The following is a 16,456-nucleotide window of genomic DNA, read 5'->3' on the forward strand; positions in this document are numbered from 1 at the left end:
GCCGCAGGCGAACTCGGCCCAGGAAGGTGCGGATGGACTCCTCGTTCAGGAATGAATCGGTCGCCCCCGCAGGCTGACTGGGGGCGACCTGAAGAAGAAAGAGGGGGAAGGCGCGTGGACGCGGAAGAACAGCGTCGGTTCGACGAGAGCCTCGATGATGCCGAGGCGGCCTCGGTGGGGCGGGCTCGGGCGGCGCGCGGCGGACGGATCGAGGTGACGGTCGAGGAACTGGCCGAGGCCCTCGGTCGTCCCCGGCCGCCAGACCCGTCGGCGGGCAACCCTCCCGGAGAGGGGTGACCTGTCCGGGAGGCGCGGGGGCGTCACCTTCGGCGTTGCGGCCGGGCGTTGGCGGCCTGAGCCTGGGGAGTTGGCATCGCGCTCGGCTGGGGCCGCGAGTCCCCTGCGGTGGCGCGAGTTCGGCTGCGGGCGGCCGAGGCACGAGGGGTATCGGTGGGCGCGGACGAGGGTGAGGCGCCGTGGGTGACGGTGGCCTCGGGGTGCAGGGTTTCGGTGTTGGTGCGCGGGGCCGGGTCGGGGCTGCTCAGCCGTGTGGCGACGGCGGTGACGAGGCGGGTCGGAGTGTGGGTGGTGAAGGCGCCGTACCAGTCGTGGCCGTGGCCGAGGTTGCGTGCCCCGGAGATGAGCCAGGGCTCGTAGCCGGGATCGAGGGGGTGGCCGGGTGTGGTGTCGTAGCTGACCGTTGCCAGGTGGTCAGGGGAGGTGAAGTCGATCTCCCACTCGGTCTCTCGGCGGCGCCAGCCGGCATCGGCCAGGGGCCGGAGCACGTCATCTGCCCGGGGCCGTCGCCCGCCCGGCCACGGGCTCTCGTTCTGGGTGAGGGCCGTGGTGAAGGCCGCGACGACCTCGGGCGGCGTGTTGTCGGTGAACGTGGCCTGCCAGGTGGGTGGGGTGTAGCGGTCGGGCCCTTCGCTGATTCGCCACTTCACCTGTGTGAGCCCGCGCGGCATGTAGTCGACCCGGTGGCGTTCCGTGGGAGAGGTGAGACGGGCGTTGCCTTGCGCGTCGTACTCGTGGCGGAAGCCCGCCTCCAGGAGAGGGCGGAGCGCGGGCTCGGCGGAGCCCTCCCCGGCGAGGTAGACAGGCGAGACGAGCACGGTGGTGTCCGGGCCGGATTCGGGCATGGCATAACTCCTGTTCAGGGCGGGGGGTCTCTCTCAGCGCGTTCGGGCTGATCGCGAGGGTGTGGGCGCGGCCGAGGGCGGCGGAGGACTTTCACGGGTGGGTTGCGTGGCTGCGGAGAAGCGGCTACGTACCTGGGCAGCCGCTGCGCGTGCGGCGTGCGCTGCGGGCCGCAGGCCGACGAGATCGCGATGGCCCTCGGGGATGCGGTGCGCCGGGCGGGCAACGGGCTCGGGGTCGGCCACGGCCAGGGCGACGGCGGTCATCAGAGGTTGTGGGGTGTGGCCGGTGAAGTGCGCTGCCCAGGTCGGCCGGGAGACCGGGTCGGGGCCGGCGGTGATCTTCCAGGTGGCGGCGCCCCGGTGACGCAACTCGTCGGAGTCGTCGGCGTGGCTGGTGCGGATGTGGAAGGCCGCGTGCTCGTCGGGGGCGAGGGTGCGCGAGGGCCGGGTGCCGCGCAGAGGTTCCCAGCCGTGCTCGGCGAAGATGCTGGCGGGGGTCTGTCCGGTGTGGAGCGGCCCGCCGGACAGGTGGTCGGCGAAGTAGGTGTCCATGCCGTCGATGAGCCGCTCGGTGAAGGGGGCGAGGACTTCGTCGGGGGTGGTGCGGTCGAAGTGCGCGGACCAGTCCGGCATGCCGAGCGGATCGGCGGCGTAGGTGAAGGTCCACTCGCTGTCCCGCCGGGCTGCGCGGAGGCGCTGGCAGGAGCTGGCGTAGTACGGATCGGGACCGACGAGTGCGCGGCTCCACCCTGGGGCGGCGTTCAGGAGGGGCGCGACGGGGTCAGTGCCGGTGGTCCCGGCGAGGTAGCGGGGTGCGACGAGCACGTCCTCGCTGGCGGTGGTGCGGTGCGGCATCGGTGCATCCGGTGGGGCACGGGCGCCCGCGCCCGGCCGCGACGGGCCGGGGCGGGCGCCGTTGCGAGCAGGTCTTCTGTGGCTGGTCATGGGAGTCACCGCGTGCGGGAGGGATGGGAGAGCGCGGTGACGTAGGCCGGCACGTGCGGCGGTGGCTGGTCCGGATGCGAGAACAGTCCGGTCGCCCTGGGTGCGGCGGGAGAGTGCTGGCGGGCCGCGCGTGCCCGACTCGCCACGGCGGAGCGCTCGTTGGCCCGCCCGGCTGCAGCGGTGGCCTGGCTGCGGCGACCGAAGTCGTGCAGCTCCACGAACACCGGCGCGAGCTGCCGTGCGGCGGGAGCCAGGGAGTAGGCGAAGTGTTGGTCGGAGCCGAGGCGTGTGACGAGGCCGTCGCCCAGGAGCTGCTGGGTGAGGTAGTGAAAGGACCCGGTCGCCAGCCCGGTGGCTTCGCGCAGCGCGCCCGGCCGCAGCGGTCCGTGCTCTTCCAGCGCGGTGAGCACGTCGACGATTCCCTTTCCGCGCAGCCGGGCCAGCGCGTCCTCGATCCGGTCGGGCTGCCTCCAGGCGGTGGCACTCACCTCGAAGTGCCGCGCGTGCCAGGAGGCCAGGGCGCGGTGGAGGGGACCTGCGTCCTTGCCCAGAGCCGAGGCCGCGTAGTAGCCGCGTTCGGGCTTGGCGAGCAGGTTGCTGGAGCGCATGCGCAGCAGGACCTGGTGAAGCGTGGCCGTGTTCAGCCAGGGCATGGCGGACCTGAGCTGAGGGACGCGCAGCGGCCCGCGTTCGCGGAGGGTCGCCAGCGTCCAGGAGGTCCACAACGGCGCGAACACGCCGACGGCGTGATGGATCCGGTTCGCGTGGGCGGTGTCGCGAGTGGGGGTGTGCATGGTGGTTCTCCAGGAGGGTTCAGCGCCGCGGGCGGGTAGCCGTCCGCGCGGCGGAGGCGTCGACGCGGGCCGAGGAAGCGGGTGCCGCGCTCGGCCGGGGCCGGGGGTGCGTCGTGCGGATACGGGCGGCCTGGGCACGCCTGGCGCCGGGCTCGCTGTGCGCGGCGCGGTGGAGGGCGGCGGTGACGGCCGCGTGCTTGGCATCCAGCGGGGTGGGAGCGCCCGTTCGCGGCTGGGCTCGGGCGGTGACCGGTTCGAGGCGGACGAGGTGCTCGACGTCCCGGTGGATCATGTGGCGCTCGCGCACGATGGGAGTGGGGTCGTTCAGCGCGGTGGCGGTGGCGGCGATGAGGTGGCTGGGGGTGTCGGAGCTGAAGGTCGCCTCGGCCCGGGTGAGGTACCCCTCCGGCCCGGCCCACAGCACCACGGTTTCGTCCTCGCGGCCGTAGCTGCGGGTGTCGATCCAGGCCCCGGCCTGCCCATCGGGCGCCTGCAGTTCCACCGTGCCGGGCTCGGAGGTTTCCAGCCTCTCCCACCCCGCGTCGAGCAGGGGGGCGACGTTGTCGTCCCAGTAGATCGACGGCCGTGCCAGGAAGTGTTCCGCGTCCGGTTCCCAGTCCCGCGCCAGCGCACTGGTGAAACCGGCGGTGATCTCCGGTGGAAAGTTCTGGTTGAAGAGGGCCGTCCAGCGGACGGGGCCGACGGCGTCCTCGGCTGCGGTGACTTTGACGGGGTCGTAGTCGTCGCCGAACCAGCCGATCCTGATCCGGCCGTCAGGGCTGGTGTGCAGAAGTTGGCAGAGATTGTCGTCGTCGGGGTCGTGGCGGGGCCAATGGCTGACCGGGGTGAAAGCAGGATCACCGGAGAAGCCCATTCCGGCGAGGTAGCGCGGGGTGACTCGGTACTCGCGCCAGCGCTCGTCCTCTGGCTGATCAGACATGAAAGGCGTTCCGTTTCGAAGAAGCCGGTCACCGCACGCGCCGCGGACGCTGTTGCGGCGCGGAGGCGTCCGGGGCCGGTGCGGCAGGTTCGGTACGGCGGTCGAAGGCGTGGGCGGAGCGGGAACGGGCGGCGTGGGCCCGGCGCACGTGCGGGTCGCCATCCGTGTGCTGGTGTTCGCGTTGCAGGCGCCGGGCTGCGGCGTTGTAGGCGGCGTGGTCCTGCCGTTCGCCGACGGACAGCAGGTAGATCTCCCGCTTGTGCTGGGAGGAGGCGGGGGCGTCGCGGTACTGGATGACCATCCGCCACCTGGTCTGCGGGTCGACGTAGACCTTGTGGCAGCCCGCCAGCTCCCGCTGGAGCGCGGCTCCGCGTTCGTTGCCGTGCACCAGGTGCTGCAGCTCCAGCAGCGCCAGGTCCCGGATCTTCTCCGGCACATCGCGCAGATCGGCGAGAGCTTCGGGGTGCGCGGCGAAGGCGTAGCGGGCGCTCACGAGAGCCCCCTGGAACGGGCAAGACCCGTATCGGGCGCCGCAGTGACCCCCGGCAAGGGCAGCTGGGTGCTGGCCGTGGCGCTGGTAGTGGTCCGGATGAGGGCTGCGGCGGCCCGACGGTCGACGGTGTTGCTCGCGGGCGCGGGCGCGGGCGCGGGCGTGGGGGCCAGGGGCAGCGGCGTGTCCCGGTCCCGCAGCCATGCGTCGGCCGCCTCCGCGCCGGCGAACGCCCCCTCGCGCACCGTGTACGTGGCGAGGGACGGGGAGGTCTCTTCCAGGAAGAGCCGGTAGGGCCGCTCGGCCGAGTCGGGATGGCCGTCGTGGACGAGGGCACTGACCTCGACGCCCTCGTTGAAGCTGCAGGGGTTGTGCGTGTAGTGGTCCAGCAGCGTGTACCGGCCGCCCAGATTGGCGCGCAGCATGTCCTCCAGCCGGGAGGTGAGCCCATCGGTCGGGCGCGGGCCGGGCGCGGCGCCCAGCTCGATCGCATCGGGCGGACAGCCACGGGAGATGAGCCAGTTCTGCGTGATCGGCACGGTGGGCTGCCGGATGTGTTCGAAGGCGAAGGTGCCCTCGAACAGATCACGCTGCACGCGCATCCCGACGTACTCGGCCGTACCGGGAACGCCCCAGACGGCAGTGCTGTCGTAGAGCAGCAGAAAGGTATTGCCCTTGGTGTGGTGCGAGGCCAGCTCGGTGTACATGTCGTCGGAGAGCGTCGCGGTGTGGAAGTCCTCCTCGACGAGGTCGGAGGCCGGTTCCAAGCCGTCGATCCGGTAGTCCGGGCCCGTCACGCCGCCACCTCGTACTCCGCCGGATCCGGGGCAGCCAGCAGCCGGTGGTTCGGGCGAGACGGGCTGGTGGTGCACGCGCTGAACGGTCCGTCCGGTGCACGCAGTTGCATCAGCCCGGGGTCGAGGTGGTCGCGGTGCCACAGGGAGGGCCCGGCGAGCCCGGCCTCGGCATCGGTGAACTGCTGCCAGGCCAGCCACAGCGCATGCAGCCGGGCAACCGCCTCGGGGTGCTCGGTCCACTGCTGACACCAGGGGCGGGTGGAGGTGATCTCGCGGCCGTAGACCGGCAGCAGCAGGTCCTCCACCCACACCTTCAGCGCCGCCAGCTCCTCGCCATACGCCTGGCCGGCCATCGCCAGAATGAACACGGAAGACGCCTCGCCCGGGCCAGCCTCGCTGCTTGGAGTTGTAACGGCTCCCCGGCCGGGCCCTCCCGCCTCGTCGGCGGGCGGCGACGGCTGCTCGTCGGTGAGACGGGCGAGGGTCTCGCCCTGCTTGCGGGTCTCGGCGACCAGGCCACTGACCGTGGAGACGAGGTCGTCCAGGTTGTGGTCCGGTATCCGCACCGGCTCGTTCTCGTGGGCGGACTCCAACATCGAAATCCCCTTCGTCGCTCGGGTGTTGGAGCGTCGAGGATCCGCAGAACGACCGGTTTGGCCCGGCCGGGAAACCAGGTGTAGAAGGGGCGGCTCACCCACCCGCGCGATGACGGCAGACGGTCGCGGGCGGTGTGAGGAGCCGCACCCCCTTGAGGGCCTGCTGCGGCACGACACCGTTGCCCAGCGCCGTGAGTTGGGCGGGACGCCCCAGCCCGGGAGTGGCGGTCACCCAGCCGTCCTCCAGGCCCTGCATCCACTCCACGAACCGTGGCGAGAGGCGCCCCGCGTCGTCGGTCGGCGCCGGTGCCGGTCGGGTGAGGCTCTCCCACCGGGCGATGGCGTCGCTGTACCGCCCCCACTCCTGCGGGCCTTCTTCGTTAGTGCCGAGGTATCGAAGAGGGCGGGGGCCGGGTTCGCCGGAAGACGGGCTGCGGTCGCTCGGCTGCTCAGTTGCGCTGCCGCCGAGGGGAGCGTCAGGTCGCCGTTGCCGTGGCGTTGGCGGGGCGAGCCCTTGATGCCGTCGGATGCCTTCGGGGTCGGCAGCAGCCACTCGACCTCGTCCGCGAGGTTCGGACCGTGCCCCCCTTCCTTCCGTTTCGCCGGGTGCTGGCTGCCGCCGTTGGAAGCGATGTTGCTGGTCGGCGTCTTCAGCAACGGCCCCTCGTCGCCAGGCGACCAGGAAAAGCCGCTCCCTTCGGTGCGGGGCGCCGACGTCGGAGGCGCGTAGCACGCACCAGCGCGCATCACGCCCGAGGTCGGCCAGGGTTCCGAGTACGGCACCGAGTGCCCGCACAGCAGGCCGGCCTGTGCCGTCTCCCAGACACCACGGGCACAGTTCCAGGTCGCCAGCGGCAGCGGCGGGTGAGGTGAGGAGTCCTCGTACGTTTTCGATCACCACCAGGCAGGGGTCGAGGGAGTCGATGGCGCGCACGACGTGGTGCCACAGCCCTGAGCGGTTTCCTTCCAGCAGGCCGGCACGGCGCCCGGCGACCGAGACGTCTTTGACAGGGGAAACCCGCCGTCAGGACGCACACCTCCGGCGCGTCCGCCCAGTCGACGGTGGTGATGTCGCCGAGGTTGGGCACGCGGGGCCAGTGCCGGGCCAGGACGCGGCAGGCGCCGGGGTCGGTCTCGGTGTGCCAGGCGAGGGTGCCGCCCAGGGCGGCCTGGACTCCCAGGTCCAGGCCGCCGTAGCCGGAACACAAACTCCCGATCAGCAGACCGGAGTTGCCGGACGCCGGGTCATCGCCCACGTATGGGCCCGGGTACATGCGAGGGCTGCTGGGCGGAAGCCTCGGCAGGTGCTTCCGCTTCGGCCGACGCCTGGTCGCGAGCGTGGTCGGCTTGCGCGGACCGGGCGCGGGCTGCCCGGGAGACGGACGATGCTTCCGCGCCTTCCAGGAGGGCGGCGCCGTTCGTCATGGACGCGTGCGCGGAGGAGAGGCCGTCGCGGGTGTCGGCGATGTGCTGCCGGGCGAGAGCGAACGCCGCCTGCCGCCCGTCGCGCAGGGCCGCGTGCTCGGGGGTGGTGCGGGAGTGGGCGTGCAGGAAGCCGAGCTGGCGGTAGGCGGCTCCGTAATGGCCCACGGCTTCGCTGAGGTGTCCGGCTGCCCTGGCCCAGGTGCCGACGACGGCGTCGAGGCCGGGGTCGGGCTGGCCGTCTGAGGAGCGGACGCGCACTTCCGCCGAGAGGTCCTGCACGAGGGAGGCGAGGTCGGCCAGAAGAATGGAGGCGTTGGTCAGTTCGGGGAGGTCCTCCGGAGCGCGGGGAAGGGGGAACTCGTCGCGCTTGCGGCTCAGTTCCTCGGCCTGACGCAGCATGTGCTGCCGCTCGGTCTCCGCCTGATGATCGTGGTCGTTCATGGAGCAACTCCTGCGGGTGTGTTGAAGGTGTGGACGGGGCGGCGGCGGATCTGGGCTTGAGCGCGTTCGGGCGGAGATGCGCCGGGGTCATGGCGTCCGCGCGATGGGACTGCTCGGGTTCAGTGCGCGCGGCTGCGTCGGTCATAGGGGGCTCCTGCGGGGATGGTGGGCAGCGGGGGAAGTAGAGGGCGTGGCCGCGCTCGGAGGCGCCTTGTTCTCGGCGCGGGGCCCGGTGCTGCGAGCCCGCGCGGCGGCGGCACGAGCCGCGGGCGGCAGGCGCGACGGGGCAGTTGCGGCCTGCTCGGGCTCGGGGCCGGCACCGGCTACCGCCCGGCGTCGGAGGACCTCGTCGAGCGGGACGAGGGCATGGAGGGCGTGGCTGATGAGCTGGCCTGGCGCGAGGGAGGTGTCGTCGGTCAGGGCAGCGACCTGCCGTGCGGAGGTGGTGGCGGTACGCAGGAGCGAGGAGTCGAGGACCTGCTCTCCGAAGTGTTCGGCCGAGCCTGCGACGGGAACGTGGCAGATGCGGCGTACGCGCTCGGCATCGAGTGAGCCATCCGTGAGGGCCCCTCGGCGCTGGCACTCCCACAGCACCGTCAGCTCGTCCACCGGCTCGTCCCGGTGCCGCAGCGCCCCCAGCGCCCGGTAGACCTGCCCGTGGCCAGGGCCGGCGAAGTCACCGGGGCGGAGCCAGTCGGTCATCCGGGAGAGCTGCTCGGGGTGGGCGGTGAGCGCGCCGAGCAGGAACTCCTCCTCGGCCAGGACCCGCTCGGCAACCTGCCCCGCCGGAGCCGTGGCTGTCGGTCCGGCGACGGCGGTGTTCGGCTCCACGGGCCGGGGTTCGAAGCCCCAGCGTCGGCCGAGGTCGTCGAGTACGTCGTGCAGGACCTGGGCGTGGTGCAGGGTCTCGGCGGCGCCGTTGCCGCGGGCGGTGTCGGCGCGGGCGGCCTGGTGCAGGCGGATCGCGTGCTGGGCGACGCTGCGGTGGATAGCCCCTTCCAGCACCATCCGCCCGTAGACCGGCGCGTGCGCGGGGCGCGGACAGGCGGAGGCCAGCGAGTGGACGTAGGCGGTGGTGACGCCACGCGTACGGGTACTTGCCTCCTCGCGGATGTCGTTGGGCCAGGCAAGGGGGACCTGTGCGTCGGGCGGGAGCTTCGTCGCCGGGTGGCCGCCTTCGCGGAGGGTGAGCATCGCGGCGTAGAGCGCGGAGTGCGCGGGCCGGTAGAAGTGCTCGGGGCGCAGCCAGCCGGAGATGCGGCCGAGCTGGCGCGGCTCCAGCAGCACCGCGCCCAGGACGGCCTGCTCGGCCTGCATCAGCGGCGTCACCCCAGCCCCCGGTCGGACTCATCGCGCCCGAGCTGGGCGACGGCGCGGTTCGCGGCATCCATGTCGGCCGCCAGCAGGTCCAGCTCCCGGGCGAGTGAGGGCTCGTCGGCGGGGACGGCGCCGCTGGGGGTGACCAGCCACCAGCGCTCGTTACGGCGTACGGCGGGGGTGTCGGCCAGCCGCTCGGCGGGACGGAGGGTGGCCCAGGTGGGTTCGGGGCGGTTCATCGGGCACCTCGACGGGCGGAGAGGGCGTACGGAAGGGCGTGGTGAGGCCCACCCGTCTCGTCGGGGTGCTGCTGCGCGGTACGGCGCTCATGCGGCCGGCCCGTACTGGTCGCGGCCGGGCCGGCCTTTGGCCAGGGCGCGCGTGGTGATGGCGGCGGTGGCCTGCTTCGAGGCGGCGCCGAGTCGGTCGGCGTCCGGCTCGCGGTACCAGGGCTTGAGGTCCAGCAACGCCGGGCGGATCCCGGTCGCCAGCAACAGCGCACTGCCCTTGGGCAGGGCGCGGATCGCGTCGGGCGGGAGCACGCGTTCTTGCCGCATGGAGACGGAGGAGGAGTGGCCGGAGTCGCTGCTGGAGACGGAGAGGGTCTGCACGTCGTGGTCGCCCGCGAGGCGGGAGAGCTTGTCGGCGAAGTCCGCGTCATCGATGCCGGAGCCGATGAGCTTGATCGTCGCCGCCGACCACAGGGCGTCCATCCCCACCTCGCCCCACACCCGCTGGCCCTGCCGGTAGGACTGCAGGATCGTGATCGGGATGACCCCACGGCTGCCCAGGTGGGAGTACAGGTCGGGCAGATCCTGGATCTTGCACACGTTCGCCGCCTCATCCAGGATCGCCAGCAGGGGCGGGTCGAGGCGTCCGCCGTCGCGTTCGGCCTGGATGACGGCCGCCCGCATCACCGCATCAGCAGCGGCGGCGATGATCGCCGACGCGGAGGCGCCGCCGTCCTTGGAGAGCAGGTAGAGCGTGTCGCGGCTGGAGGAGAACTCCTCCGGCTTGAACTCCCGCAGCTTCGAGGCGTGCCGGGGCGGGGTGACCCAGGCGGCAATGCGCGGGTCGAGCAGGCAGCTCGCGTACTGCCGCGCGTTCTCGAAGATGCCATCGCGCGTCTCCACGGCTCCGGCGACGGTGCCCTGGAGCTGGGCGGCAACGGCGTCCATGCCGGCATCGGTGAGCAGGTCGATCGGGGTCCGGTCGGCGGGCGAGGCGAGCCAGGCGGTCACCTCGGTCACCGGCCGCCTGCCCCGCGCCGCCGCGAGGAAGAGCGCGGTGAGGGTGTTTGCGGCGGCCGTCGACCAGAAGTCCCCAGCGCTGGACTCATCGATCGAGGCGGTGACGAAGTGCTGCGCCAGACGGCGAGCCCCGGTCAGGTCGTGGGCGTCGGAGAGGATGTCCCACCACATCGTCTGCTCGGCGTGCGCGATCTGCTGCGGATCCAGCGTCCACACTGTTCCCACCTGGGCGCGCTCGTCGAGCGTCGTGGTGAACGCATCGCTCGCCGCCTTGTTGGACGTCAACAGCACCGCGCCCGGTGCGCGCAGGATCGCGGGTATCGCGAGGCCGGAGGTCTTGCCCGAGCGGGGCGCCATGATGGCCAGGAGGACGTCCTCCCAGGAGGAGCGGACCTCCGCCGAGCCGGGCTTCAGCGAGCCGAGCAGCACCCCGCGATCATCGGGAGCGATGTCCGCCGGCTTGGTGCCGGTGAGGCTGGGGCGCAGGCCACTCGCCTTGGTGGCGGCCTTCTTCGCCAGGAGGTCACCCAGATCGCGATGGTCAGCGAGACCCTGCTTGTTGGGGCGGAAGCGCAGCCACAGCTTCGCGCCGACGACAGAGACCGTGAGCAGGAGTACGGCGGGGATGGCGTAACAGCCAGTGAGCAGGGCGGGCCGGTCGAGATGCGGCCACAGGGTCTCGGGGTGGAAGAGGGCCTGGATGGGTTCGAGCGGGGCCCACGGGCCGGAGCCGAAGGCGGAGTTGGTGAGGTTGCCGAACAGCCAGGTCAGGCTGCCGCCGCCGATACCGAGGGCGGCGACGCCGAGCAGGAGATAGAGCAGGACGTCCGTACCGGTGGTGGTCGAGGGCGTCCTGGTACGCGCATCAGACAAGACGAGATCCAGGAGCGTGCGGGAACGGTGAGGGAGGCGCGGAGGGGGAGGAAGGCTCTGGAGGTGGTCACGGGGGTGGGCTCCTAGCAGTGGTGGCGGGGCTGCGGGGCGTGCTCGGGACGGACCTGCGCGGCGGGCGGCCCCGGTACGGCGGAGGTGGGGCTCGCGGGGCCGGGACGTTGCGGGGCCGTGGCGTAGTAGCGGGCGACCTGGGCCTGCCAGCGCGGCTCCGGGGGCGGGCCGAGCGCCCGCATCTGGTCACTGGCGCCGTGCAGCTCGTCGCTGAGATCGGTGAGCGTGGCGGCGGCGTCCTCGAACCGGCAGGCGAGCTCGAACCCCTCGTCGACCCCGGAGGACCGAGCTTCTTCGGCGGCGGCTTCGAAGAACTGGCCGAGCCTGGCGAGCACGCCGTCGGATTCGTCCAGCACGTGCTCGGTCTCCTCGGCGGCCTGGTCGTAGGTCTCGGCGCCGGTGAGCCGGTCGGTGAGATGGAGGATCTGGTGGCCGTAGGTGTGCTTGCCTTCCGGGTCGGTGGGCGTACGCGTCGGGGGGTTGAGTGGCACGGGGGTTCCCTGGGGTCAGAAGTGGGGGTTCTCGCTGGGGCGGTCGGCCTCGTCGGCGGCCTCCAGCAGTTCGGGTAGGTCCGACGGGTCGGCGTCGCGGTTGTCGATCCACCACCCGGCCCGGGTCAGCGGCCGTACGGCTTCCTTGATGGCCTGCCACTCGGCCTCGTCCATCTCGCCTTCGGCGACCAGCGCGGTGTAGGCGGCGGTCACGAGCTGGTGGCGGCAGCGGGAGGCCCAGCCGACCGCGCGCTCGCTGCCATCCAGCGGCGGCATCCGGTACTTCGGCCCAGGTCCCGGCCTCGGCTGCCTCCTCGGCGCGCTTGTTCGCCAGCCACTCGGCCTTGGACTCCGAGTCCTGGCCCTTGGAGGCACGCCAGCACTCGGAGCAGTCACGGGAGGCGAGCCAGCGGGCGTACCCGGCACGCCGGTCGGCGGGATGCTCGGACAGGTCGACATCGCAGGTGTGGCCGCAGGCGTGGTCGATGGGCCAGACGGTCTTCACGGGCATGGAGCAGGCTCCTTACAGATCGATGGGTGTGTTCAGCGGGTGTGGCGGCTGCCGGGCCCCGGCTAGGCCGGAGGAGGCGACGGGGAGAGCGCCGATTCCGGTGTGGGGCCGGGGCGTTGAGGTGAGGAGGCGGTGGCGGCGCGGGAACGGACAGCATGGGGCTCCGGCGGCTTCTGCCGCGGTTCCGGAAGCGCTGTGTCGGCTGGGTCGGACGCGTTCTTGAACACGCCCCGGCTCATGTCCTCCAGCTCCATCACGGCGATCATGACGTGGGCGTTGAGGGAGGTGACCAGGCGCTTCATGCTGCGCAGACGCAGGGTCATTTCTCGGCCCTGGTCGGAGTCGAGGCGGTCGCACCATTGCGTGGCGGTGTCGACGAGGTCGTCCAGCTCTTCGACAGCGCCGATGCCCTCGTCCATCGCGCCCCGGATGACTTCCGAGATCCCAGCGGCCTCGCGCAGCCCGCGGGACTCGTCCCCCAGCACGACCGGCGACTGGACCGGACGGGAAGCGGGCTTCCCGTCCGCTGGCACCACGGCGCGGGGATCGGCGGCGACCGACAGTCCCGCCTCTTGGACCTCACGCGTGGCGGCGGCCACGTTCTGCACCGCCGTGTGGTGCGGGGTGCCATCCGGCAGCAGATACACATCCAGCCGCGCGTTGTACTCGAAGTGGTGCTTGCACAGGACCTCGTCGAGGAAGGGGCGGTCATCGGCGACGGCAGCGGCGATACCGAATTCGGGGGTGGCGCCGAATGCGACGTCGGGCTCAAGCTCCAGGGGCACAGGAACGTTTCTCCTAGCGGCGGTGCGTGGACTGCCGGGACACGGCCGGGCCGGGTCGGTACGTGCTCTCGCTCAGCGGGCCGACCTGCGCGGTGGCGGTGCCCGTGCGGGCGGGCGAGACAGCGGTTGCCGCCTGGGCCCGCCGCTGCTGGGCGAAAGCCACCGCCAGGGGCGGCTCTTTCGGCGGCCCGCCGGACTGCGGCGGAGGCTCACCTGGGTGAAGGTCGTAGGCGGCATCGGCATGAACGTTCTGGCGCGCGGCCCGCAGCGACTGCACCGCGAGCTGGGTGCGGCGTACCGGATCGCGACCGGGCTCGGTCAGCGCGTAGAGGCGGCTGTCGGGGAGGGGCTCGAAGCCGACCCTGCGCAGCAGGTGGTCGGTGACGTGGCGATCGTGGGAGGGGACGGCCACGACGCCGGCATCGGGGTGGTGGCCGATGATGATGTGCGGAGCTGCTTCCGCCACGGGAGCTGCACCTCGCAGGGTCGGGGACGTGCGGGTGGCGAGGATCTCTTGGGAGGCGGGATTTGGCGGTGCCGGAGATTTCCGCTAGTGCGTCCACTCGGGTCCGCACGCCGTCGCACCATGGCGGTCCAAGAGCGGATGATGCAGTGTCGGCAAGGTCCTCGGTGTTGGACTGCGTGTGTAGTCCGGTGGCCGGCGCCTCCCCGTTGTCGGCGACGGCTGCCACAATTCCGTACGTGAGTGATGAGTTGCTGCCACCTGACATGTCCGTAGCCTTGGACGCCCCGCAGAACAGCGCGATCGTCGGCGAGTGGCTGCTGGGTTCCAGCGCCCTGCTCATGCAGCATCAAGGAGATTCCCGCACTGCAGAGCTGATCGCAGATGTGACCTCGCTGGAGATACAGCTCTGGAACACGGACTTCGACGAGGAGGGCTACCGAGTTGATCTCGTGGTGGAGCCCAGCCTGTATCTCCGCTATGACGAGGCGGTTCTGAGAAGAATTTCCAGCGCCATGAGCTTGGTTCTCGGGCAAGCAGGCAAGGATGTGGATGAGATACATGTGCGTCCGGAGATTCCACGGCTCGCCGTTGGTTGGCGGGAGCAGGTGAAGGCGGTCAACGGTCCGAAGCCCAGCAACCAAGGCCGTAAGCCCCGTCTTGAGCCCCGTCACCCGATTGAGGATCAGCTCCACTTCACAAATCAATGGGAGCGCGACGTTTACCGGGTGCTCAAGAAGCGCCAAGCGGCCCTGCCGGATAGCGAAACTATCGGGATCATGCCCCTTGGCGGCATACGAGTTCGCCTCCGTACCCTCGAACCCGACCTCCTGATCACGTATCGCGGTTACGCCGGTGTCATTGAGATCGACGGCCCGCAGCACAGAGGCCACGCAGGTATTGACCACAGCCGCACCCGGCAGCTCCTACATGCTGGGGTGAAGGTGGTCGACCGGCTGAACGTGGAGGAAGTGAACAGCTTGGCAGAGGTCGAAAAATTCGTGGAGGACTTCCTGACTCAACTCGGACGTCGGTAGATCGACCGAAGTCCCGTTGCTGTGGCTGTCCGGCCCGGCTCCTTTTGCCTGGCGTTTTGGCTGGTCAGCCGTGCATTCGGGCGTCCGTATCGAACAGTTCGCGCTCTCGTGGATGGAGAAGGTGTTGGGTGATGAAGGAACGGCCAGCGACCTTCCACAGACCGCGTCCCTTGGTGAGCGCGGCTACCGCCTGGGCCTCGACCCCGGTCAGGCCGAGAAGCGATGAGGCGGCGGCCAGCTGGTCGGCTTCCTGGCGGTAGATGATGCGGGTGGAGCAGTCGGTGAGCAGGCCCTCGGCCAGAGCGCGGCCCCGGGAGCCGGCGTCGCCTGCGGTGAGCAGGTCGCTCAACCGGTGGATAACCATCAAGTTCGCGATGCCGAGCCCCCGGGAGAGCTTCCACTGGGACTGCATGCGCTCCAGGAGGGCGACGTGCCGCATGACGCGCCAGGCTTCGTCATAGATCACCCACCGCCGCCCGGCATCGGGATCGGCGAGTGCGGATTCCATCCACGCGGACGCGCAGGTCATCGCCAACACGAGTGCGGTGTCGTCGCCCGCGCCGCCCAGACGGGAGAGGTCGATGGACAGCATCGGGGCGCTCGGGTCGAAGGCGACGGTCGACTCGGCGTCGAACATCCCGGCCAGGTCTCCGTGCACCATGCGTCGCAGGGCGTGGGCGAGGTCCTCGGCGGCGACCCCGAGGCGGCCGGAGGGCTCGCCCAGTGCGGTGTCGAGCTGTTCCGGCGAGCCGAGGACGTGCGCGATCTGCCCCAGCAGCGGCGTGCTCCCGCCGGCCTCGGCGTGCGCGACGACCTCGTCGAGGGCGACATCGAGCGCGGTGTGTTCCATCGGGTGCAGTTCGCGCCGTAGCACCGTCTTGGCGAGGGATCCGAGGAGGAGAAGGCGGCGCTTGCGGACCTCGCCGCGCCAGTCCTCCTCGCTGACCCCGCTCGGTCGCGCGGGGGCGTCCAGCGGGTTGAGACGACCAGGCAGCCCAGGGCCCAGCGCGATGGTCTGGCCGCCCAGTTCCCGGGCGACGACGGTCCACACGCCCTTCGGATCGCAGGGGACGTAGATGCGGTAGCCGAAGGCGACGGCGCGGACCGCGAGGGACTTGGCCACGGCGGACTTGCCCATCCCGATGACCCCGGCGAGCAGGATGTTGGGGTTGGTGAACCCGTCGAGGCGCCCGTAGAGCGAGAACGGGTCGTAGCAGAACGCCGCCTCCGCGTGGACGTCGCGACCAATGTAGATGCCTTGGGCGCCGAGGCCGCCTTCGGCCAGGAACGGGTAGGCACCCGAGGCCGTCGCGGTCGTCATCCGGTGGGCGGGAAGTTTCAGCCTGCCGCCGCGGGCGGAGGCGGCACCGGGGCGTCCGGCCGCCGGGTAGGTGGCCCGCAGCTCGGGGCCAAGACCGGAGGCGGCGGCGCGGGCCTCGGGACGGTTGGCGTCCCGGGCCTGGTCGCGGGCGGTGGCCAGATGAGCCCGCGCGGCACGCGAGGTAGCGCGGTCGCTCTTGGCCGGGACGAACAGCGGGCTCGCGGTGACGCGCTTGCGTATCGAGGGGGACATGCTCGGTGGTGCTCCTGGTGGTCAGTGGCGGGTGAGGCCGGTGAAGGGATCGCGCAGATCGGCCGGTGTGTGATCCCGCCGCACCCGCGCTGAGGCGGCCAGATGGCGTTGGCACACGGTGAGTGCGGGAGCGCCCTCGGGAAGCCGGGCCCGGCACGCCTCCCGGGCAGGCAGGCGCCCGGTGTCCGCATGGGGTGCCGCGTGGAAGGCGGCGTGGAGGTGGTCGGCGGCCTGCCACAGCCGGATGCGGCACGCGCGCAGGTGGTCGCCTTCGGCGCCGGCCACGGGGGAGGTACTGCTGGTGTGCGCATCGAGAAGCCCGTAGAGAGCGACCAGGTGCGCGTGCAGCGAGTCCAGTTCCGCACGGGAGGCGGCGATGGGGGCATCGGGGAGGTTGATCGCCCGGTGGAAGTCGAGCGCGGCGGTGGCGAAAGGCACGAAGTCCGAGGCCAGGTCGGGCAGAGGTGCAGTCGGCATGGGAAGGGGCCTTCGGTCGAGCGCGGAGAGAGGAGTC

19 protein-coding genes and 3 pseudogenes are annotated in these 16,456 nt (G+C 71.6%); 2 read left to right on the forward strand and 20 right to left on the reverse strand.

The window, feature by feature from the left end; all coding sequences use genetic code 11:
• Positions 1–114 precede the first annotated feature (114 nt).
• Entirely contained in the window at positions 115–297 is a 183-nt protein-coding gene (locus tag OHB04_RS38960; protein WP_326809294.1) for a hypothetical protein, read from the forward strand.
• A 23-nt stretch (positions 298–320) separates the two neighbouring features.
• On the opposite strand, the gene OHB04_RS38965 is transcribed toward OHB04_RS38960, so the two are convergent.
• The 18 genes and pseudogenes from OHB04_RS38965 to OHB04_RS39050 all read right to left on the reverse strand — a co-directional run bounded on the left by OHB04_RS38965 (position 321) and on the right by OHB04_RS39050 (position 13,335).
• On the reverse strand, positions 321–1,142 hold the full coding sequence (locus OHB04_RS38965) for a DUF317 domain-containing protein (protein WP_326692336.1): 822 nt from the start codon (positions 1,140–1,142) through the stop codon (positions 321–323).
• 33 nt (positions 1,143–1,175) lie between these two features.
• Positions 1,176–1,997, reverse strand: a complete 822-nt coding sequence (locus tag OHB04_RS38970; protein WP_326692337.1) for a DUF317 domain-containing protein — start codon at positions 1,995–1,997, stop codon at positions 1,176–1,178.
• A gap of 95 nt (positions 1,998–2,092) precedes the next feature.
• Positions 2,093–2,881, reverse strand: a complete 789-nt coding sequence (locus OHB04_RS38975) for a winged helix-turn-helix transcriptional regulator (protein WP_326692338.1) — start codon at positions 2,879–2,881, stop codon at positions 2,093–2,095.
• A gap of 19 nt (positions 2,882–2,900) precedes the next feature.
• Positions 2,901–3,821 (reverse strand): DUF317 domain-containing protein, encoded by a 921-nt coding sequence (locus OHB04_RS38980; protein WP_326692339.1) that lies wholly within the window; start codon positions 3,819–3,821, stop codon positions 2,901–2,903.
• A gap of 28 nt (positions 3,822–3,849) precedes the next feature.
• Positions 3,850–4,314, reverse strand: a complete 465-nt coding sequence (locus OHB04_RS38985; RefSeq protein WP_326692340.1) for a hypothetical protein — start codon at positions 4,312–4,314, stop codon at positions 3,850–3,852.
• Positions 4,311–5,108: a hypothetical protein gene (locus OHB04_RS38990; protein WP_326809295.1), complete on the reverse strand. Its 798-nt coding sequence runs from the start codon at positions 5,106–5,108 to the stop codon at positions 4,311–4,313. Before OHB04_RS38990 ends, OHB04_RS38985 begins: the two co-directional genes overlap by 4 nt.
• The gene (locus OHB04_RS38995) at positions 5,105–5,704 is read right to left on the reverse strand and encodes a DUF4913 domain-containing protein (RefSeq protein WP_326692342.1); all 600 of its coding nucleotides are present in this window, start codon (positions 5,702–5,704) and stop codon (positions 5,105–5,107) included. Before OHB04_RS38995 ends, OHB04_RS38990 begins: the two co-directional genes overlap by 4 nt.
• A 94-nt stretch (positions 5,705–5,798) precedes the next feature.
• A complete protein-coding gene (locus OHB04_RS39000; protein ID WP_326693151.1) occupies positions 5,799–5,969 on the reverse strand; it encodes a hypothetical protein in 171 nt (56 codons plus the stop codon).
• Between the two features lie 417 nt (positions 5,970–6,386).
• A pseudogene (locus OHB04_RS39005) lies at positions 6,387–6,677 on the reverse strand (DNA cytosine methyltransferase); the annotation flags it as partial.
• 91 nt (positions 6,678–6,768) lie between these two features.
• Positions 6,769–6,978: pseudogene (locus OHB04_RS39010) on the reverse strand (hypothetical protein); the annotation flags it as partial.
• Positions 6,950–7,570: a hypothetical protein gene (locus tag OHB04_RS39015; RefSeq protein WP_326692343.1), complete on the reverse strand. Its 621-nt coding sequence runs from the start codon at positions 7,568–7,570 to the stop codon at positions 6,950–6,952. The pseudogene OHB04_RS39010 and the gene OHB04_RS39015, both read right to left, overlap by 29 nt.
• 141 nt (positions 7,571–7,711) lie before the next feature.
• A complete protein-coding gene (locus OHB04_RS39020; RefSeq protein ID WP_327391639.1) occupies positions 7,712–8,899 on the reverse strand; it encodes a DnaB-like helicase N-terminal domain-containing protein in 1,188 nt (395 codons plus the stop codon).
• Positions 8,896–9,126 (reverse strand): hypothetical protein, encoded by a 231-nt coding sequence (locus OHB04_RS39025; protein WP_326692345.1) that lies wholly within the window; start codon positions 9,124–9,126, stop codon positions 8,896–8,898. Before OHB04_RS39025 ends, OHB04_RS39020 begins: the two co-directional genes overlap by 4 nt.
• A gap of 87 nt (positions 9,127–9,213) precedes the next feature.
• On the reverse strand, positions 9,214–11,010 hold the full coding sequence (locus OHB04_RS39030) for a type IV secretory system conjugative DNA transfer family protein (protein ID WP_326692346.1): 1,797 nt from the start codon (positions 11,008–11,010) through the stop codon (positions 9,214–9,216).
• An 83-nt stretch (positions 11,011–11,093) separates the two neighbouring features.
• On the reverse strand, positions 11,094–11,573 hold the full coding sequence (locus OHB04_RS39035; protein ID WP_326809296.1) for a hypothetical protein: 480 nt from the start codon (positions 11,571–11,573) through the stop codon (positions 11,094–11,096).
• 15 nt (positions 11,574–11,588) lie between these two features.
• Positions 11,589–12,084, reverse strand: a pseudogene (locus OHB04_RS39040) (hypothetical protein).
• 62 nt (positions 12,085–12,146) lie between these two features.
• Positions 12,147–12,869 carry a hypothetical protein gene (locus OHB04_RS39045; protein WP_326692348.1) on the reverse strand — a complete coding sequence of 241 codons (723 nt, stop codon included), beginning with the start codon at positions 12,867–12,869 and terminating at the stop codon, positions 12,147–12,149.
• A 13-nt stretch (positions 12,870–12,882) separates the two neighbouring features.
• On the reverse strand, positions 12,883–13,335 hold the full coding sequence (locus OHB04_RS39050) for a hypothetical protein (protein WP_326692349.1): 453 nt from the start codon (positions 13,333–13,335) through the stop codon (positions 12,883–12,885).
• A 236-nt stretch (positions 13,336–13,571) separates the two neighbouring features.
• Between OHB04_RS39050 and OHB04_RS39055 the strand changes: the two genes are divergently transcribed.
• Positions 13,572–14,369: a hypothetical protein gene (locus OHB04_RS39055; RefSeq protein WP_326692350.1), complete on the forward strand. Its 798-nt coding sequence runs from the start codon at positions 13,572–13,574 to the stop codon at positions 14,367–14,369.
• Between the two features lie 64 nt (positions 14,370–14,433).
• Here OHB04_RS39055 and OHB04_RS39060 read toward each other — a convergent pair whose 3' ends face one another.
• Together OHB04_RS39060 and OHB04_RS39065 are read right to left on the reverse strand one after the other, a co-directional pair.
• Entirely contained in the window at positions 14,434–15,942 is a 1,509-nt protein-coding gene (locus OHB04_RS39060; RefSeq protein WP_326809297.1) for an ATP-binding protein, read from the reverse strand.
• Between the two features lie 21 nt (positions 15,943–15,963).
• Positions 15,964–16,419, reverse strand: coding sequence for a DUF6238 family protein (locus OHB04_RS39065; protein WP_326692352.1), 456 nt, complete (start codon positions 16,417–16,419; stop codon positions 15,964–15,966).
• Positions 16,420–16,456: the final 37 nt, after the last annotated feature.

This window comes from Streptomyces sp. NBC_01775, assembly GCF_035917675.1.
Classification (GTDB): Bacteria; Actinomycetota; Actinomycetes; order Streptomycetales; family Streptomycetaceae; genus Streptomyces.